Origin of the sequence: Rheinheimera mesophila, assembly GCF_000986865.1 — a bacterium.
Classification (GTDB): Bacteria; Pseudomonadota; Gammaproteobacteria; order Enterobacterales; family Alteromonadaceae; genus Pararheinheimera; species Pararheinheimera mesophila.
Map to the genome: position 1 here is coordinate 37,849 of NZ_LAVS01000019.1, position 17,851 is coordinate 55,699.

Consider the following 17,851-nt stretch of genomic DNA (forward strand, 5'->3'; position numbering starts at 1 on the left):
AGATTGATTACCATCATCACATCGTCTTACCACAACAGCTTGATTTATGACCCATTGCCACACCTTAATTATCGGCGCAGGCCATGCGGGCTACAGCCTGGCGAAAGAATTACGGAAGTTAGATCCGAACCGCAGCATTATTTTGCTCAGTAGCGATAGCGCAGACTATTACTCTAAACCGCTGTTATCCACTGGCTTTAGTAAACAAAAAAGCGCCGCGGAGTTGATCCAGAAAACCGCAGAACAAATGGCGGCTGAACTGCAGATCCAGATTTGGCCGTTTTGCACTGCAGAGCGCATTGACGCGACAGCACATCAGGTCGATACCACCCAAGGACTGCTGCAGTATCAACAACTGGTCCTGGCCACAGGAGCCAGCCCGGTCAGACTGCCGCTACCTGCAGAAACTGAAGGTCTGGTCTGGTCCGTCAATGACTTAGCGGACTATCAGCGGTTTTTAGAGCAAAGTCAGGGCAAGCGAAAAATCACCGTGTTAGGAGCCGGCCTGGTTGGCATTGAATACGCGAATGATTTAGCCCTCGCCGGTTTTCAGGTTGACGTGGTAGCGCTGGAGCAACAACCTTTAGCGCACCTGTTACCTGCACCACTGGGCGCTGTGTTACAGCAACAATTACAAGCGGCAGGTGTGACGTTTTATTGGGGCAGTGCCATCGTCGAAGCGAAACGGCTTGAACAGCAACTGCGGTTAGTTTTAGCCGATGGCCGTCATGTGGACACAGAGCTGATCCTGTCCGCTGTCGGTTTAAAGCCAAAACTGGCACTGGCCGCCAGCGCAGGCATTGACTGTGGAAAAGGTATTAAGGTCGATCAAAATCTGGCAACTTCGGTGGCGGATATCTATGCTTTGGGCGACTGTGCTGAAGTTTGTGGCTATAACCTGATGTATATTCAGCCTATTAGTTTGTCGGCTAAAGCCCTGGCTTTGACTCTGACCGGACAACAGACCGCGGTGCAGTTTCCGGTGATGCCGGTGATAGTGAAATCGCCGGCTTTAGCTGTGGTCAGTTGGCCCCCCGCCTCGCAACAGCAGGGAGAATGGACTATTCAAGGGCAAGGGCAGGACTGGGTGGCTAAGTTTCAAAATGCTGACGGAGTATTACTGGGTTTTGCCTTAACCGGAAAAATGGTGGCACAACGTTTACGATTGGCAAAAGAAATGCCTGCTTTGATAGCTTAACGCTTGACCTTCGGGTAAGATCCTTCTTGAATGTTTGATAAAAATGAAAGAGTGAACCGGATGAAAAAAGCGCTGATTTATTTTGTTTTTTTAGTGTTAAGTCAAAACCTGTGGGCACAAGAGCAAAGTAAAACGCCGATGAAGGCGAGTTATGCCTATTTTGGTTTTGACCCGGATATAGTCACCAACTATGTCACGCCCACAACCGAAGAATTAGGTTATGTCCGGGTGACGATGGAGCTGATGATTATGGATAAAAAGTATCTGGATGTGGTGACGCACCATGAGCCCTTGATCCTGGATAAAATTGTCGCCGCTTTTGGCCGGGAAAATGCGGAGACTATTAAGTCTTTGACAGGCCGTGAAGAAATCCGGCTGAAGATTCTGAATCAACTGCGCGATACACTGAAAAAAGAGACGGGTCAGGATATTGTAAAAGACGTATTATTTACTAAATACCTGTATCACTAACCCGACTGCCTCACCGTACTGTCAGCGCTGTACGGTGAGTGCCTTACTGAGTATCACCAACACGGCGGCACATAACATTCCGGCCACTAAACCAGCCAGATGCGCCCAGTTCGCCATCGAGATCCACAGCAGATCAAAAAATCCTATCAAAAGCCAAATCAGCATAAAGCCCACCAGGCCATGGCTGATCTGCAGGCCCCAGCTTGGTTTTAACCAACCGCATATCCAATAAAAACCAAATAAGCCATACACCAGACCAGACATACCGCCAAAGTTGGCATCAACTACTACAAACTGCAGCAAATTAGACAGCAGCAGCACAATCAAACTCAGACTGATAGCCACAAAACGCCCTAACTTCAACTCCAGAGGCCCCAGTAAATACCAGACCCAAATCAGGTTAAAGATCAAATGGGACGCAGAGAAATGCAACCAGCCAGGGGTGAACCAACGCCAGCCTTGCTGCGGGCTAACCCCCAACTGAGGCTGAAGCTGCAGCGCAGCCAAAGCCGACCAGGGGTCTAACTGTTGCCAGCCATACACCAGCAAAGCAGATAACCAGACCAGATGGGTGAACCAGCCACCTTGAGCCCATAACTGCTGCCAATAGCCCGATAAACTGGCAGAGCCCAAATCAGAAGCTGGCACTTGCGCCCTGTCCCAGGCCGCGGCCTGATACCTCTGTGCATCAGGGTCTGATAAAAAACGTTCTAACTCGGCCATCACCTGCTCTGCATGCTCTGGCGCACACCAAAGTTCAGCTTTTTGTGCCGAGTGCACCACCACACTGACATCCAGTTGCTGATTTTTACAATAGTCCGCCAGACTCAAAGCCGCTGCAGATGAAGCAAATTCAGCGAGTTTAATCATGGGAGCCAGTGACAAAAGGCAGTTGTGAACGCCAGGCTTCAAAACCGCCATCCATACTAAAAACAGTTTCAAACCCCTGTTGTGCCAGATACTGAGCCGCGCCCTGACTGGAATTGCCGTGATAACAAACCACCACGACCGGAGTTTCAAAATCAGTCTGTTGCATAAACTGATTCAGACTACCATTGGTTAAATGAAAAGAGCCTTCAATATGACCAGAGGCATAACTTTGCTCATCACGGATATCTACCACCACAGCTTTGTGCTGCTCTATTTGCTCCAGCGCTGTTGCGACTGAAATACGACTGAATTCACTCATAGGGCACTCTCTTTTATCACGTCAAATCCGACTCAATGCCGCGATTGTAGCCCAGCCAAACCAGCTTGAGTACCGCCGACTGCGTCAGATCGGCTGAACAGCAGTTCACTGGCGAATAAATAGCCAGCCAAACCAGCTAAATAACGCGTTAAAACACCAAGTTAACAATTACAGCTTTAGCTCTGACTGAAGCTTAGGTAAAATAGCGCGCCTTGTTGGTTTGGAAACAGAATACTCATGTCAGACAGTCCCCTGTATTTAATTTACGATCCTGCTTTTGATGATATGGACGCCGAAGGCTGCCCGGGATTTGGTTTTATACTGGTGTTTGACGAGCAGGACCTGGACAACTATCAATCTGGTGAAAACCCACCTTTCCCTGCGGTTTCCATGTTATTTACCGACCATGCCGATGGCAGTATCAGTGGTGATTTATTAGGTTGGGCGCAATTAGATGCCGAAATATTCCAGCAGTTTCCGTTGGGGCAGTTTTTCCAGTTGATGGAACAAGCCGCTCAGGTGGCGATTAATGCTTATCGTCAGGTCGGTCAGGTGCCGGATAAACTGATAGCCCAGTTACTGCCAGACGATGATTTAATTCAGTTTGATGTGCAGTTTGCCACGCTGGAACTGAATGACGCCGAAGCTGAATCACAACTGGCGAAACAAATGATGTCCGGCCGGCCTTATTTAGATTCTTAACCGATCCTTTCTCCCCTAGGCTTCGTATTCCGACAAAACGGAGCCTATATGACCCATCACAAACTTCATCTTCCACAAAAAATCTGTGCCTGCTGTGGCCTCGCCTTTAGCTGGCGAAAAAAATGGCAAAAAAACTGGGCTGAAGTGAAGTACTGCTCAGAACGTTGTCGCCGGAAAAAGTGACCTTCGGCCTATTGTGGCGGCTATCCCAACTCCTGTTCAATACCGGCTGACCTACAGTACAGGAATCGTTATGAAAACTTTGTACCTTTTCGCCATATTAAGCAGTTTTTCTTTATTGGCCAATGAATTAAGCTCATTCGATTTATTGCTCGAGCGGGATAAATTCCGTCAGTTGCAACAACAGCTAGATAAGACAACCAATTTACCCAATAAAGAACTCTGGACACTGCAACTGAAAACCATGTTGGGTTTGCGCCAGTCAGAACAGGCGGAACAGCTAGCAGGGAAGGCCTTGCAACAATATCCGCAAGACGCAGAACTGCTGCGTTTGGCTGCACTAAATCAATTTAATCTGGCACAGGACAGCAGTATTTTTTCAGCCGGATCATATGCCAAAGCAGGCTTAGCTTTACTGAAACAAGCGATGACGGCAAACCCTGCTGATTTAGAAATCCAACACAGTTTGATTGGGTTTTATCTGCAAGCCCCAGCTATTGCTGGTGGTGACACGAAAGAGGCCAAACGACTGGCCACAGCCATGGCGGAACATCATCAGCCAGATGGAACCTTAGCGACCATCGCGGTTTTGCTGGACAACGACCAGTTGCCTGAGGCAATCCGACTGGCGGAGCAGCAACTGCAACTCTTCCCGCAGCATGCTGCGCTTTTGGGCGCTTATGCCAACTTACTCAGTTTAAATAACGAAGCTGCGAAAGCATTTTTGCAGTACCAAAAAGCGGCGGCAGCAGCGACAGATTTGTCTGAACAACAGGGGTATTATTACCAGTTAGGCCGCTTAGCTGCGACAGCCCAACAAGACCCACAGCTCGGTCAGCAAGCGCTTGTGAACTATTTAGCCTTTTATCAGGACAGTGACAACAGCAGATATGGCTGGGCGCAATTACGCTTGGCCCAGATTTATCTGCTGCAGCGGCAACAGAACAAAGCCAGAGAGCTGGTGCAACAGCTCAAAAACCGGCCGCAGGATGACGAGCGGCTGCAAAGCGAGCTGAAAATACTGGAAAAACAACTGAACAAAACCTGATATCTGTGTTAGCTGCCAGGGATCTCTGGATCCCATTTTGCTTTTTCAGCGCAGGCCTTTTACTATAGGCACTTTATTTCATCACCCAGTTCGCCGGAATCGCAGCATGGCAAAAGCAATTAATATGGCCGAGGTAGAAAAAGCGTTAAGTGGCTTTACTATTCCGCCTCAGCCAACTGTTTTATTAAGTATCAAAGCAGAAATTGAAAGTGATGATCCAAACATTAAGCGTATTGCTGAGCTGATCAATCAGGATTTGGGCATTGCAGGCTTTACCCTGAAAGTGGTGAATTCTGTCTATTTTGGTTTGCGCCGCAAAATAAGCTCAGTCGAGCATGCCTGTAAGTTTTTGGGCCTGAACCGGGTGATTAAATTAGTCAGCTCCGTGGTGTTGCGTTTTACCTTAAGCGAAGGGCGCACCGACCGTTTTACGGAAAACCTGTGGCAAAGCGCTGGCAATGTGGCCAATGCCGCCACCTTGTTAGCCCAGCAGCTAAGGTATGGCACAGATTGCGCTGACGATGCCTACAGCTTAGGTTTGTTCCACAACGCCGGTATGCTGCTAATCAGCAGCCAGTTTAAAGACTACGCCAAAGTACTGAAACAAGCTCATTTGGCAGGCTACAGCATGTCTGATGCTGAAGATCAGAATTTCCAGACCACCCACGAATTATTGGGCTACATGATTGCGCAGTCCTGGGGTTTAGCACCTGAGCTGACCAATGTGATTGCCTACCATCACAGCCATGCGCTGATCCTGGCGTCTGACGATCTTTACGAAAAACGTTTGTTTGCGCTGCTGAAACTGGCAGAGCATATGACAGACGAGAACAAAGTGCTGCTGGATTTGGACGAGGATCTGGAATGGGAGCAGCACAAAGCCACTATTCTGGACATTCTGGAATTGGACGAGCTGACCTTACATGATTTAGGTGACTACCTGCAGCAGCAAGGTGTGCCCAACCGCTACCACGCCTGAGTTTGGGAGCTTCGGCTCCCTTTTTGTTTATGGATTCATTTTAGTTAACCAGAGTTTTATTCAAGATGCGTATTGTATTAGCCCCAATGGAGGGTGTGGTGGACCATTTAATGCGGGATATGCTCACCCGTATTGGTGGTTTTGATTTATGCATCACTGAATTTGTCCGGGTGGTAGATCAACTGCTACCCAGTCGGGTCTTTACCCGGATTTGCCCTGAACTTAAACAAGGTGGTGTAACTCCGGCCGGTATTCCGGTGAGGGTGCAATTGTTGGGACAAGAACCCCAATGGCTGGCCGAAAACGCCGTGCGCGCCGTGCAATTAGGCTCCCCCGGTGTCGATTTAAACTTTGGCTGCCCGGCCAAAGCGGTGAATAAAAGCCGTGGCGGCGCTGTGCTTTTAAAAGAAACTGAAACTCTGTATCAGATTATTAAAGCAGTACGGGATGCAGTGCCTGCGCAGTTTCCGGTTACCGCAAAAATCCGTTTAGGTTTTGACGATACCAGTTTAACTCTCGACAATGCCCGCGCTATTTACGAGGCCGGCGCAAGCGAGCTTACCGTACACGCCCGCACTAAAAGCGACGGCTACCGCCCTCCAGCCTATTGGCCCTGGATCAAAAAAATCCGCCAGACTATTCCCATAAATGTGGTCGCCAATGGCGAAATCTGGACTCCTCAGGATGCTGCTTTATGTTTAGAGCAATCCGGCAGTACAGATTTAATGCTCGGTCGTGGCGCTTTGGCCAGCCCCGGCTTAGCCCGTGATATCAAGCAGCAATTTGCCAGCGGCAGCCATCAGAAAATGCCCTGGCCCCAGGTACTGGAGCTGCTGTTGCAGTATTCAGACTACGAAATAGCAGGGGATAAAGGCCTGTATTACTCCAACCGCATCAAGCAATGGTTTAGTTACCTGAAACTGCAATACACCGAAGCCGAAGTTTTGTTTCAACAACTGCGTGTACAACAAAAAGCAGCGGATTTAGTGGCGACTTTGCGTGGGGCTTTGGAGCATACTTCAAATATTTCTGAACATTGATTTGCTTTAAGCACATCAGCTTTATTCCAAAATATGGCAACTGCCTAAAAGCCAGTAGCCTCCAAACGACGCGGCCAACTACAACGCAGACACGCCGTAGATACATCCCTGTAGGCTCCTGTGAGCCCCCGGGGTTTTGCAGAGCAAAACCCGTTCAGTCGGCAGCAAGTCAGATTACTGACTTGCTGAAATCCCGCCTTCACCCATGCTGGGCAGGGTCTGCTAACGTAGTTGTCCGGCCGTTTCATCAGTTCGTCTGTATCGTCACTTTGTGCCATAAGCGGACATTTTGCGTTTTTGTAAATGCCTGCTCATCACTCCCTTTATGAGCCCAAACCACTGGTTAAAATCCCGTATTTCCAGCTTGAGTAAATTGAAGAACAACTAGCGTACTGCCTGTATAAAATTTGCCAGCCGCAAGTTTACTGATTTCAGAAAAATCTGTTGAAATAGAGGTACATCAGCGTTAGTTTGGTATGAGTAAAAATCATGAAAGAAGGCAGGAAAATGTTCGACTTGCGGGCAGGCTGCCTTTGAAAACGGATTGTTAGCTTTCAGGGAGAAGATAGTGAAATGTGGATGTTGCGGTAAGGATATTGGCGAAATAGTTTTTGATAAAAGCTACAAAATGCCTGATGAAATTTGGAACCTTTCCAAAACAGAAAAAGAAGAAAGGGCGCAAATTGACTCTGACCTTTGCAGATTAGATGACAGGTATTTCATTCGCGGTGTTGCTTATTTGCCAGTAAACGGAACTGATAATTCCTATGGATGGGGTATATGGGCTGAAGTGTCTCAAGAAGATTTTTTTGATTACGTAGAAAATTATGAAGAAGATAATAGTACCAAACCAAAATTTTTTGGCTTGGTCGCCAACGTAATACCTTCATACGAAAATACCATCGGATTAGAGCTAACGGTTCAGCTTGGGAGCGAAACGCAGCGACCAGAATTCTATTTTACTGATCCTATGCATCTATTAACTAAAGAGCAGGCTGAGGGCATCAGTATTGAAAAAGTACACAGTTTTAGCAGCAACAAAAGCTAACAAAGCCAGTCAGCAACGCTCCCGTTGGTCGCTGGACCTCAAACCCGCTGCGCGGTTTCTCGGCCGCTGCTGGCAGCGTTATGCCTAAAGGAAGAATCGTGGAAATATCCGCAGAAAATAAACTAGAAGAGATTTTAAGGTTGGCTGCTGACGAGCCAGCCCATCGACCACAATTCTGTGAGGTCCTACTAAGCTCGCAGGTATTTTTGCTTGGTACAACTGGTGTACCAGGCACGGATGGAGAAGTGAATCTCGAAGCTGGTAGTAAAATTCAAATACAGCATTGGGAAAAGGCAGATGGCTCACCTGTAATTCCTTTCTTTTCGTCGCTTGAAGTGTTGCAAAAGTCAATCAATAGCGAAGAATCATATTTGGCCTTACCGGTACGCTCTTTGTTCGAAATGACGCAAGGAGCAACGCTATTTCTTAACCCAAAATCAGACTATGGTAAAGAGTTTGTTCCTGAAGAAGTTGCACACTTGTTATCTATAGGTATCAGTCAGGCACCATCACAGAGAGTGGTAGAGAAAGAAACTAAGGTGCTGCTGGGGCAGCCGTCTAATTACCCATCAAAAATGGTTGACTCACTTACCCAACTATTGGCAAAGCATAGCAATGTTAAAAGAGCTTATCTGGCACTAATGCATGACGCATCTGTTGATGAGAAACCACATTTAATAGTTGGTATAGAGGCAGATGGTGATATTGAAAGGGTCATGCGGGAGGCTGGCAACGTAGCTGGCGATACAGCGCCGGAAGGCGAGCCTGTTGATCTGTACAGGGTCAATGAAAATGATTCTGGTCTTAGCCAGTACTTTATAAATCAAACTAAGCCATTCTACGAGAAAAAATGGGGTTCAAAGCTCAAATCGTGGTTTGGTGTAGGTAAGGCATAACAAAGTGCTGCTAGGGACAAACCTACGCTGTGCTTCGGTTTGCCCCAGAGCACGGCGTTATTTAAAAAAGGAAAAATCGTGCCAGATATAGCGTCTATTGGTGCAGCTCTAGCTAGCATTAAAACAGCAACGGAAATTGCAAAGCTTATTAAAGATAGCGGTGCTTCGCTGGAACAAGCCGAAGTAAAGCTACAAATAGCCAATTTAATCAGCAGCCTTGCTGATGCAAAGATTGAGCTTGCGGAACTACAGACAGAAATGAATCAGCTTAAGGATAAACTGAATCAAAGGGTTTCAGTAAAATGGGTGAAGCCTTATTACATGATGCAGTCTGATGCTGGAACGGAAGGTCCATTTTGCCCAACTTGTTACGATAATAACGAGAAAATGATAAGGCTACAGGGATCTGGATGCAAAGGCTGGTCTTGCTTAACTTGTAAGGGGTTCTTCAAAGACTCAGAGTATGTCGATCCCCCACAAATCCGTTTCAGCAGGTAAATGTATAACAAGCGCAGCCACAATCGGCCACGGAGTGACTTAGACCTCAACCGCTGCCTTGATTTCGGCCAGTGCTGGAGCGTTAATGTCTGCAACTCGCTCTTAACTGCCAATCAGAAATGCACATACCAACTAATTGCACCAGTCCCCTATTGGGGCGCGAGCCGGACAAAACCCAGTGGCCAAGGTTTTAAGGCTGGGAGTGTTTGAGTGAGGAGCCGGTAGCGACGAACGAGTTGCCCAGCCGCCTTGGACACACGATTTTGGGCCGGGCTTTATACTCACTCCGTTCGTCCCCCTTCGGGGCCAGCTAAAGCTGTTCAACGCAAGCGTTGTCGCTGCGACCTGGGGTCGCCTTTTATGAATTACATCCATGTAATTCACCCTACAGGCCAGCCTTCGGCTGTTAGAAAGTGCTTCCTGCACTTTCTTGCTTTGGTTACTTTCTTTTGGCGAAGCAAAAGAAAGTAACCCCACCCGGAGGGTAAAAACTCTAATTTGGAAGATAAACTCTTCAGGTATGAGTGGTGGTCACGGCTATTAAACCAGACGAAGGTTCTGATGAAGGTTTTTCAGCCTCAATCTCCGCACTCAACACCAAAGCCGAAGTCGGCTGAATACAACAAGCCAGTACTTCATCCCCACCACAACTCATACTAGGCTCCAGCACTTGCTGGTATTCACCTTTCACAACCTGCACTTTACAAAGGCCACAAGAACCACCTTTGCAGTCGTAATTCAGTGGCACGCGAGCGGCCAAAATAGCGTCCAGCACCGATTTATGGCCCTGACTATCAGCAAATACACCATTGATTTCAATAGGGAAACTTTGCTCGCTTGCAGATGCGCTAAACAGCTCCGCATAACAATTTTGCGCACCTAATATGCCCAAATCATAAATCAGTTGCTCCACCATTTTGGCCGAAGCACAAAAGTAATACTGCGCCTGGGGGCCTGCCAGTTTATACAAATACCCGGCATCTATCCGGCCTTTAAAGCCTTGCCAGCCCTCTGGTGGTTGAGTCAAAGCAATACGAAGTTGTAGGCGGGGTAAACGGCGTAGTAACGGATAAAAGATGATGTCTTCCAGGCGGCGCGCCTGATACACCAAAAATACCTGACGCTGTTGCCGGATAGCAGCATACGCCATCGCTAACATAGGCGTAATGCCAACACCACCTGCCACCAGCACCAGAGGCTTACGCGAGCGGTTTAATAAAAAATGGCCACGTGGGTAAGAGCTTTCAACTAAGTCACCCACTTTTAAATGCGCAAATAAGGCCTGGCTTAAACGCCCCTGCGTTTCAGCTTTAATCACCAGTTGATAATACCGCTGCTGACTGCAATCCTGTGCCAATGAATAAGCCCGGCTGACAGGTTTGCCCTGTAAGTCTTTGCCGTACAGCAGAATATGCTGGCCCGCTTTGGCTTTAGGCAGTAACAAACCATCCGGATGCTGCAGCCATAACTTCAGATACTGGCCCTGATGTTTTACCCGCACTAGTTGCAGTTTCAAACGCTGGTTCTGTAATTTTGGCAAAGCTATATGCTGCCAATAACCACGGCCAAATAAGAACAATGTCAACAACAGCAGAGCAAAAGTCAGGGCGATCATGGCAGCAGTAGCGCTTAGATAAGAATGATTATCAAATGATAACAGATCGCATTTATGCTGCCAAGCGGGAAACAGCGGAGAGATAGAGGGGCAGAGCCAAAGCTCTGCCCTTGTAAAATTACCAGTTCAGAATGACTTTACCGGATTGGCCTGAGCACATAATCTCAAAACCTTCCTTGTAGTTTTCCATTGGCATTTCGTGGGTCACTATAGGGCTTAAATCTAAACCGGACTGAATTAAGCTGGCCATTTTGTACCAGGTTTCAAACATTTCGCGGCCATAAATGCCTTTGATCACCAGGCCTTTAAAAATCACCTTGTTCCAGTCCACCGCCATATCTGAAGGCGGAATACCCAGCATGGCAATTTTACCGCCGTGGTTGATGGTGTCTAACATGCCACGAAACGCTGAAGGTACACCGGACATTTCCAGGCCTACGTCAAAACCTTCGGTCATGCCGAGCTCTTTCATCACGTCTTTTAAATCTTCTTTGCTGACGTCTACAGCACGGGTGGCACCCATTTTGCGCGCCAGCTCTAAGCGGTATGGATTGACGTCTGTAATGACAATATGACGGGCACCGACATGGCGGGCAACAGCTACTGCCATAATGCCGATAGGGCCAGCGCCTGTGATCAGTACATCTTCGCCTACTAAGTCAAAAGACAAAGCTGTGTGTACGGCGTTGCCGAATGGGTCGAAGATAGCGGCGATATTATCCGGAATATTGTCTGGAATTTTAAACACGTTAAAAGCTGGAATAGACAGGTATTCAGCAAAAGAGCCTTCACGGTTGACGCCTACACCTATGGTGTTGCGGCATAAATGCACCCGGCCAGCGCGGCAGTTACGGCAGAAACCACACACTAAATGGCCTTCACCAGACACCCGATCGCCTTTGCTAAAACCACGGACTTCAGAGCCCATATCGACGACTTCGCCGACATATTCGTGGCCCACGACCATGCCATGAGGGATAGTTTTTTGCGCCCATTCATCCCATTTGTAGATATGCACGTCTGTGCCACAAATGGCGGTTTTTTTGATTTTAATCAGTACATCATTGGGGCCTACTTTTGGCATCTCCACTTCGGTTTGCCAAATGCCCGGTTCTGCTTTTAATTTTGCTAATGCTTTCATCATGGCGTCCTCAGGCAATTACGGCCATTTCTTTACCAATACGAATAAAGGCACTGATGGCTTTATCCAAATGTTCTTTGCTGTGTGCAGCCGAAATTTGCGTGCGAATACGCGCCTGATCTTTGGGCACCACAGGGAAAGAGAATCCGACCACATATATGCCTTCAGAGAGCATACGGCGCGCCATTTCAGCGGCCACTTTGGCATCGCCTAACATCACAGGAATAATAGCGTGGTCTTTGCCCGCCAGGGTAAAACCTGCGGCGGACATTTTTTCGCGGAAGTAACTAACGTTGTCCCATAACTTAGCGCGCAGCGCGTCACCATTGGCCAGTAAGTCCAGCACTTTAATAGAAGCCGTCACAATAGAAGGGGCTAACGAGTTGGAGAATAAATAAGGGCGTGATCGCTGGCGTAACCACTCGATGATTTCTTTTTTACCTGAGGTGTAACCACCCGAAGCGCCACCTAAAGCTTTGCCTAGGGTACCAGTGATAATATCCACCCGGTCCAGCACGTCGCAGTATTCGTGAGTACCACGGCCATGTTTACCAACAAAACCTACCGCATGGCTGTCATCCACCATCACCAGTGCATTGTATTTGTCGGCTAAATCACAGATAGATTTTAAGTCGGCAATCACACCATCCATCGAAAACACGCCGTCTGTGGCAATCAGTTTAAAACGGGCGCCATCGGCATCGGCTTGTTTTAACTGAGCTTCTAATTCAGCCATATCGTTATTGGCATAACGGTAGCGTTTGGCTTTGCATAACCGCACACCGTCGATGATAGAAGCGTGGTTTAACGCATCAGAAATTACCGCATCTTCAGCGCCTAAAATGGTTTCGAATAAACCGCCGTTGGCATCAAAACAGGAGGAGTACAAAATGGTGTCTTCAGTGCCTAAAAAGCCGCTGATTTTTTGCTCCAGTTCTTTGTGAATATCCTGAGTACCACAGATAAAACGCACAGAGGCCACACCAAAACCGTGGGAATCCAGGCCCTGTTGGGCGGCTTTAATCAGTTCAGGGTTATTGGCTAAACCTAAGTAGTTGTTAGCGCAGAAATTTAATACTTGCTCATGACCTACGGTCACGGCAGCTTGTTGCTGAGAGCTGATCACTCGTTCAGCTTTGTACAGGCCCTGCACTTTTACGTCTTCTATTTGTTGTTGTAAGTGTGCAAGGAAAGGAGTCGTTCGCATAACTGTCTCCAAAGAGGCTGAGGGCTTGGTAAAAACCGCCGTATTGTAATCATTACGCAGAAGGGATGCAGCGCTTTTCTGTCAGAAAAGGCTGCAGATCGGATTAGTTGCGTAGCAAATAGTTGCCACTACGACGATTCAAGGGTTTGTTCACCAGACAAGGACTGATAATGCTGCTGTAATTTTTCTATACGTGGCATAGCCTGGGCTGTGGCATAAGGTTTAAATAACAGCAGAACCTTTAACACCCCGAGGTAGGCCTGCTCTTTATTCATGGTGTTTTGTGGCTTTTGGGTTTTTAAGTAACTGATCCAGAAAGTCACTACCAGTTTGATGGTATGGGCAAAATTTGCCATATCAGCGTCATCTATTGCTATGACATCGGCTTTCTTTAACGCTGTTAACACCGAAATTACTTTCGCCAATACCGCTTTTTGTACTGTTAAATAATCCTGCTGCAAGGCCGGATCACGCGACAAAATATCTGGCAAATTGGCGTAAAAAAAGTGGAAACGCCACATTAGCTCGAATACCACATCTAAATACTGAGCTAACGAATCCAGCGCCTCTGAGGGCTGGCTGGGCGGTTGCAGCCTGTTTTCCAGCAACTTGGCATATTCACGGAAAATATTCCGCACTATGTCTTCTTTGTTACGAAAGTGGTAATACAGATTGCCGGGGCTGATGCCCAGATGCGCTGCGATATGATTGGTGGTGATACAACGTTCACCCTGCTGATTAAACAACTCGATACTGGCTTGCAATATCTTGTCTTTGGTTCGTAGCTTCTTGTCCATCCGCGTATTTCTTTTTTTATTTATTTTTTATTAATTTGCTATAGTAACGCCAATTCGATTAAAAACTCTAGTCTGGTATACCCTTCTTACTTGACGCTGTAGCTTTGTTAACTGCGTGCTCTGTCCCCTACAGGTAGTTTTTCACTATGCTGCCGGGCTCTCGCGCACTTGTCACCTCGCTGCAGCAGCAATGACTGGGGTATAAAAAGCAGGGATGACCATAACACAATGAAAACCAAAGCCATTTATCCCGGAACTTTTGATCCGTTAACCAACGGCCACAGCGACTTAGTGCAACGGGCAGCACGTTTATTTGATCAGGTGATAGTAGCGGTCGCCTCCAATCCCAGTAAGCAACCTTTGTTTAGTCTGGCCGAGCGGGTACAACTGGCGCAACAGTGTTTTACTGAGCTGTCGAATGTGACTGTGGTGGGTTTTTCCGGCTTGCTGGCTGATTTTGCCAAACAGAATCAGGCGCAGGTGTTATTGCGTGGTGTGCGGGCCGTGGCTGATTTTGAGTATGAGTTCCAGCTCGCCAGCATGAACCGTCAGCTCAATCCGGAGTTAGACAGTCTGTTTATGACCCCTTCAGAAAAAAATACCTTTATCTCTTCCACTTTAGTGAAAGAAGTCGCCCGCCATGGTGGTGATGTCAGTCGTTTTGTCGCTCCTCATGTGGAACAGGCGTTAAAACAGAAATTCACTGCGGTTTAGTTGAAAACACGGATTTTAGTCGTCATGAAAAAACTTCAGTTCAGTACCCTTAGTTTGGCCTTATTTACTTTATCGGCCCAGGCTACTCCCTGGATGGACACGCAGGACAATTACCTGCGTCAGTCATTACAAACGCTGTCTCATGCAGGTTTAATCAGCGGACCTGTCAATACCTACCCCTTAATGTGGAAAAATATCGCCAAAGATTTAGCCAAGGTCCCGAATCGTCGCTACAACGAAGAGGTGACTTTTGCTCTGGCTCATGTGCGAAAAGCGTTAAATGTCAATGAAAGTGACAAAACGGCCGGTATTAAACTCAAAGCCAACTCTGAGGAAATGGGTATTCAGAGTTTTGGCGAGACTTATTCTGAAAAAGCCAGCGTTACCCTATTCAGCGAATTTCAGAACGATATTTTTGCGGGCCGCTCTGAAGTGCATTACCGCAAATTACATGACGGTAGCACAGAGCAGGAACTCACATACGACAATAGTTATCTGGCCGCTTTGCTGGGCAACTGGGTGCTGTCTGTTGATCAGCTCAGCACCTGGTGGGGTCCTGGTCAACAAAGCGCTTTGTTACAAAGCAATAACGCCAGACCTTTACCTTCCGTGCGATTAAGCCGGCATAGCTGGGATGCGATAGATTTACCCGTATTGAACTGGTTAGGTCCCTGGAGTTTCACTACCTTTATTGGTCTAGGCGAACATCAAAGTCCGGTCAGCCAAACCCGCTACTGGGGAAGTCGTTTTAACTTCAGGCCAGCAGCAGCTTGGGAATTGGGTGTGTCCAGGGTCAGTCAATGGGGTGGTCAGGGTAAAAATAATGGTTTTGGCGATTGGTGGGACATGGTGATTAATAAGGATCAAGCCAGTTCGAACTCAGATCAGAGAGCCGCGCTTGACCTGAGTTATCATTTTCACCTGCTGAATCAACCGCTGACCGCTTATGTCGAATTGGCCGACGACGACAATGCCGAAGATTTACCGGATAATCCTTTAGTGCTGGCCGGTGTGCGCAGTTATTGGGGCAACAGCTCGGGGATTCATACGGTCAATATGGAGTACTCAGATACCTATATTGATTGCCCCGATTCGGTAGTAAAAGGCGATTGCGCTTATCAGGGCCAACTCTACCCGCAAGGCTATACCAGATACGGCCGGGTGATTGGCAGTGGATATGGCAAAGACGCCCGGGTCCTGAGTGCCGGTTATCATTATCAGACCTATGACGGCATCAGTTGGTCAGGCCATCTGTATCTGGCAAATTATTACGATACGGCAGGCAACAGTGACCAAAGCTGGCAGGCCAAAGCGGAACACAGACGTCCATTCTTTAATGGTTTATTGAGTCTGCAACTTCGTTATCTGGAAAAGTCACCACTACTGCCGCAAGGTGCTGATGAAGTGGCCGCAGCCACTACCTGGGAATATAGATTCTAACCGGGAGTTCGGCTCAAACTAAAATGGGGTGATACCACCCCATTTTAGTTGCCCGTCGCGGGCCAAGCCCTGGCCCTGTTAAACCGGGCTTCTGACCATGTTTTTACAGCTTTATCACTATATTGCGTTGATACAGCAGCAACGACAGATACCAAAAACCTATCACATGCAAAAGCGCAAACACAAAAGATGCCAGTTTGGCAGGAAAAACCAGAGCCAATAGTTCAAAGCCCCACTGATACAGTGATACTGAACCTGCTTCAGTTGGCATCCAAATCAGTTGGCCAATCAGCACAGCCCAAAGCCAGGACAAAATATAAATAAACAGCGGGTTTGTGCCATAAACTTTTAAAGGCTGTGCCAGAGCTGTCCAGCCTTTGATATCAATGCACCAGACCAGAGCCGCTAATAACAACAAAATTAAACCACTGCTCAGCGCCAGATAACTACCTGACCACAGCGCTTTATTGACCGGCCAAACCAAGTGCCACAGCGCAGCCAGTGCAATCAGCACTACCCCGGCTAAACACAACAGCCGAAGTGCTGCCTGGTGTTCTCTTCCCTGCAAAGTTGACGCTGTACCAAAACCAATCACCACCGCCACCACACAAGGTAAGGTACTTAACAGACCTTCAGGGTCAAAGGCTACACCAAAGCCCTGATAAAGATGTGCCGCGCCAAAAATAGCCAGATCCCATTGCCGCACCAGATTCTGCTCCAGGCTGTAAGGCTGCTCACCTCCACCCAGCAGCAACGCCAGCCAGTACAACAACACCAAAGCCACTGAAATTACAGGCAGGTAACGGCGTTTAACACTTAACACCAGCAAAGCCGCAAGCCAATAGGCCAAACCTATACGCTGTAATACACCGGGTAGGCGCAGTTCAGACAGCTCAACAGTAAAAGGCACATAGTTCAGCAGTACACCCATACCTATCAGCTTTAATGCCCTGCTACTGATCCGCCACACACTTTTCCCGCAGAGTTCTGTGGTTTTCAGCGAGTAAAACATCGCGGCCCCCACCACAAATAAAAAGGTAGGGAACACAATGTCAGCGAAGGTAAAACCGTCCCAGGACGCATGCAGCAGCGGACTGTAGACATGCTGCCAGGATCCTGGTGTGTTCACCAGGATCATTAAAGCTATGGCTAAACCCCGTAGAGCATCCAGCGCATAAAAACGTGGAGCTGACATCAGGAGTTTGTCCAGGCCGTTAACTTATGGCCTTTGATGGCATAAAACAGGATAAAGGCATAACAAGGCAACATCACCAGATAAGCCCCTTGCTGTCCAAGCCCGGAACTGCTGGCCAGTCCCCAGAACAACGGACCAAAAGCGCCACCGGCGATGCCCATAATTAATAAGGCTGAACCTATGCTGGTTAAAGCACCCAGACCAGACAAAGCCAAAGGCCAAACCGCAGGCCAGACAATGGCATTAGCTAACCCCAGTACAGCAATAAATAACAAGGTATCAGGCAAAGCTGTACCACCAAAAGGCACCAACAGGGTATTGGCAATCAGATAAGAACTGCTGTCACCTAACACTATCGCCAATGTCAGTACCAGACCCAGCACAGCAGATAAAGCCAGAGCTTTTTGCTGTGATAACACCCGGGGGATCAGCACTATGCCCAGCACATAACCCAGCACCATACAGGTCATAGTGTACGAGGTCATCACGGTGT

The 17,851-nt window shown here is 47.8% G+C and carries 19 protein-coding genes and 1 pseudogene; 12 read left to right on the plus strand and 8 right to left on the minus strand.

Going from position 1 to position 17,851, the window contains the following annotated elements:
• Window positions 1-46: 46 nt before the first annotated feature.
• Both SD53_RS08900 and SD53_RS08905 read left to right on the plus strand, forming a co-directional pair.
• Window positions 47-1,198, plus strand: coding sequence for an NAD(P)/FAD-dependent oxidoreductase (locus SD53_RS08900; protein WP_046519877.1), 1,152 nt, complete (start codon window positions 47-49; stop codon window positions 1,196-1,198).
• A 60-nt stretch (window positions 1,199-1,258) separates the two neighbouring features.
• On the plus strand, window positions 1,259-1,669 hold the full coding sequence (locus SD53_RS08905) for a flagellar basal body-associated FliL family protein (RefSeq protein WP_046519878.1): 411 nt from the start codon (window positions 1,259-1,261) through the stop codon (window positions 1,667-1,669).
• Window positions 1,670-1,690: 21 nt separating this feature from the next.
• Here SD53_RS08905 and SD53_RS08910 read toward each other — a convergent pair whose 3' ends face one another.
• Both SD53_RS08910 and glpE read right to left on the minus strand, forming a co-directional pair.
• Entirely contained in the window at window positions 1,691-2,539 is an 849-nt protein-coding gene (locus SD53_RS08910; protein ID WP_046519879.1) for a rhomboid family intramembrane serine protease, read from the minus strand.
• Complete coding sequence (gene glpE / locus SD53_RS08915; RefSeq protein ID WP_046519880.1) at window positions 2,532-2,858, minus strand: thiosulfate sulfurtransferase GlpE; 327 nt, start codon at window positions 2,856-2,858, stop codon at window positions 2,532-2,534. The genes SD53_RS08910 and glpE overlap by 8 nt, the downstream gene beginning before the upstream one ends.
• Before the next feature lie 237 nt (window positions 2,859-3,095).
• Between glpE and SD53_RS08920 the strand changes: the two genes are divergently transcribed.
• The 8 genes from SD53_RS08920 (at window position 3,096) to SD53_RS08950 (ending at window position 9,249) form a co-directional block, all read left to right on the plus strand.
• Complete coding sequence (locus SD53_RS08920; protein ID WP_046519881.1) at window positions 3,096-3,560, plus strand: hypothetical protein; 465 nt, start codon at window positions 3,096-3,098, stop codon at window positions 3,558-3,560.
• Between the two features lie 48 nt (window positions 3,561-3,608).
• A complete protein-coding gene (locus tag SD53_RS18305) occupies window positions 3,609-3,743 on the plus strand; it encodes a DUF2256 domain-containing protein (protein ID WP_082101835.1) in 135 nt (44 codons plus the stop codon).
• 70 nt (window positions 3,744-3,813) lie between these two features.
• Window positions 3,814-4,788 (plus strand): tetratricopeptide repeat protein, encoded by a 975-nt coding sequence (locus tag SD53_RS08925; protein WP_046519882.1) that lies wholly within the window; start codon window positions 3,814-3,816, stop codon window positions 4,786-4,788.
• Window positions 4,789-4,894: 106 nt separating this feature from the next.
• Entirely contained in the window at window positions 4,895-5,767 is an 873-nt protein-coding gene (locus SD53_RS08930) for an HDOD domain-containing protein (protein ID WP_046519883.1), read from the plus strand.
• Window positions 5,768-5,832: 65 nt separating this feature from the next.
• Entirely contained in the window at window positions 5,833-6,807 is a 975-nt protein-coding gene (locus SD53_RS08935) for a tRNA-dihydrouridine synthase (RefSeq protein WP_046519884.1), read from the plus strand.
• Window positions 6,808-7,375: 568 nt separating this feature from the next.
• Complete coding sequence (locus tag SD53_RS08940; RefSeq protein ID WP_157850013.1) at window positions 7,376-7,855, plus strand: DUF2199 domain-containing protein; 480 nt, start codon at window positions 7,376-7,378, stop codon at window positions 7,853-7,855.
• Window positions 7,856-7,953: 98 nt separating this feature from the next.
• Window positions 7,954-8,751: an enhanced serine sensitivity protein SseB gene (sseB, locus tag SD53_RS08945; RefSeq protein ID WP_046519905.1), complete on the plus strand. Its 798-nt coding sequence runs from the start codon at window positions 7,954-7,956 to the stop codon at window positions 8,749-8,751.
• Between the two features lie 78 nt (window positions 8,752-8,829).
• Window positions 8,830-9,249 carry a hypothetical protein gene (locus SD53_RS08950; protein ID WP_046519886.1) on the plus strand — a complete coding sequence of 140 codons (420 nt, stop codon included), beginning with the start codon at window positions 8,830-8,832 and terminating at the stop codon, window positions 9,247-9,249.
• 514 nt (window positions 9,250-9,763) lie between these two features.
• On the opposite strand, the gene SD53_RS08955 is transcribed toward SD53_RS08950, so the two are convergent.
• The 4 genes from SD53_RS08955 to SD53_RS08970 form a co-directional block, all read right to left on the minus strand.
• Entirely contained in the window at window positions 9,764-10,864 is a 1,101-nt protein-coding gene (locus SD53_RS08955) for a 2Fe-2S iron-sulfur cluster-binding protein (protein WP_046519887.1), read from the minus strand.
• 118 nt (window positions 10,865-10,982) lie between these two features.
• Complete coding sequence (gene tdh, locus SD53_RS08960; protein ID WP_241481780.1) at window positions 10,983-12,008, minus strand: L-threonine 3-dehydrogenase; 1,026 nt, start codon at window positions 12,006-12,008, stop codon at window positions 10,983-10,985.
• Window positions 12,009-12,015: 7 nt separating this feature from the next.
• Window positions 12,016-13,212 carry a glycine C-acetyltransferase gene (locus SD53_RS08965; RefSeq protein WP_046519889.1) on the minus strand — a complete coding sequence of 399 codons (1,197 nt, stop codon included), beginning with the start codon at window positions 13,210-13,212 and terminating at the stop codon, window positions 12,016-12,018.
• A gap of 128 nt (window positions 13,213-13,340) precedes the next feature.
• Window positions 13,341-14,009: a TetR/AcrR family transcriptional regulator gene (locus SD53_RS08970; RefSeq protein WP_046519890.1), complete on the minus strand. Its 669-nt coding sequence runs from the start codon at window positions 14,007-14,009 to the stop codon at window positions 13,341-13,343.
• Window positions 14,010-14,237: 228 nt separating this feature from the next.
• Here SD53_RS08970 and coaD point away from each other — a divergent pair, with 228 nt between their 5' ends.
• Window positions 14,238-14,723, plus strand: coding sequence for a pantetheine-phosphate adenylyltransferase (coaD, locus tag SD53_RS08975; RefSeq protein WP_046519891.1), 486 nt, complete (start codon window positions 14,238-14,240; stop codon window positions 14,721-14,723).
• A 24-nt stretch (window positions 14,724-14,747) separates the two neighbouring features.
• On the plus strand, window positions 14,748-16,163 hold the full coding sequence (locus tag SD53_RS08980) for a capsule assembly Wzi family protein (RefSeq protein WP_046519892.1): 1,416 nt from the start codon (window positions 14,748-14,750) through the stop codon (window positions 16,161-16,163).
• Window positions 16,164-16,266: 103 nt separating this feature from the next.
• Here the strand turns inward: SD53_RS08980 and SD53_RS08985 are convergent, their stop codons facing one another.
• Together SD53_RS08985 and SD53_RS08990 are read right to left on the minus strand one after the other, a co-directional pair.
• A complete protein-coding gene (locus SD53_RS08985) occupies window positions 16,267-17,358 on the minus strand; it encodes an acyltransferase family protein (protein ID WP_046519893.1) in 1,092 nt (363 codons plus the stop codon).
• Window positions 17,358-17,851: pseudogene (locus SD53_RS08990) on the minus strand (glucose/galactose MFS transporter); the annotation flags it as partial. The pseudogene SD53_RS08990 and the gene SD53_RS08985, both read right to left, overlap by 1 nt.

What these genes read in the sequence shown, in the direction of transcription:
- SD53_RS08925 (WP_046519882.1), top strand. Translation starts at nt 3,814, where the DNA reads ATGAAAACTTTGTACCTTTTCGCCATATTAAGCAGTTTTTCTTTATTG.
- SD53_RS08920 (WP_046519881.1), top strand. Translation starts at nt 3,096, where the DNA reads ATGTCAGACAGTCCCCTGTATTTAATTTACGATCCTGCTTTTGATGAT.
- SD53_RS08955 (WP_046519887.1), bottom strand. Translation starts at nt 10,864, where the DNA reads ATGATCGCCCTGACTTTTGCTCTGCTGTTGTTGACATTGTTCTTATTT.
- tdh (WP_241481780.1), bottom strand. Translation starts at nt 12,008, where the DNA reads ATGATGAAAGCATTAGCAAAATTAAAAGCAGAACCGGGCATTTGGCAA.
- SD53_RS08965 (WP_046519889.1), bottom strand. Translation starts at nt 13,212, where the DNA reads ATGCGAACGACTCCTTTCCTTGCACACTTACAACAACAAATAGAAGAC.
- SD53_RS08900 (WP_046519877.1), top strand. Translation starts at nt 47, where the DNA reads ATGACCCATTGCCACACCTTAATTATCGGCGCAGGCCATGCGGGCTAC.
- SD53_RS08980 (WP_046519892.1), top strand. Translation starts at nt 14,748, where the DNA reads ATGAAAAAACTTCAGTTCAGTACCCTTAGTTTGGCCTTATTTACTTTA.
- SD53_RS08905 (WP_046519878.1), top strand. Translation starts at nt 1,259, where the DNA reads ATGAAAAAAGCGCTGATTTATTTTGTTTTTTTAGTGTTAAGTCAAAAC.
- glpE (WP_046519880.1), bottom strand. Translation starts at nt 2,858, where the DNA reads ATGAGTGAATTCAGTCGTATTTCAGTCGCAACAGCGCTGGAGCAAATA.
- SD53_RS08985 (WP_046519893.1), bottom strand. Translation starts at nt 17,358, where the DNA reads ATGTCAGCTCCACGTTTTTATGCGCTGGATGCTCTACGGGGTTTAGCC.
- SD53_RS08935 (WP_046519884.1), top strand. Translation starts at nt 5,833, where the DNA reads ATGCGTATTGTATTAGCCCCAATGGAGGGTGTGGTGGACCATTTAATG.
- SD53_RS08970 (WP_046519890.1), bottom strand. Translation starts at nt 14,009, where the DNA reads ATGGACAAGAAGCTACGAACCAAAGACAAGATATTGCAAGCCAGTATC.
- SD53_RS08910 (WP_046519879.1), bottom strand. Translation starts at nt 2,539, where the DNA reads ATGATTAAACTCGCTGAATTTGCTTCATCTGCAGCGGCTTTGAGTCTG.
- SD53_RS18305 (WP_082101835.1), top strand. Translation starts at nt 3,609, where the DNA reads ATGACCCATCACAAACTTCATCTTCCACAAAAAATCTGTGCCTGCTGT.
- coaD (WP_046519891.1), top strand. Translation starts at nt 14,238, where the DNA reads ATGAAAACCAAAGCCATTTATCCCGGAACTTTTGATCCGTTAACCAAC.
- SD53_RS08930 (WP_046519883.1), top strand. Translation starts at nt 4,895, where the DNA reads ATGGCAAAAGCAATTAATATGGCCGAGGTAGAAAAAGCGTTAAGTGGC.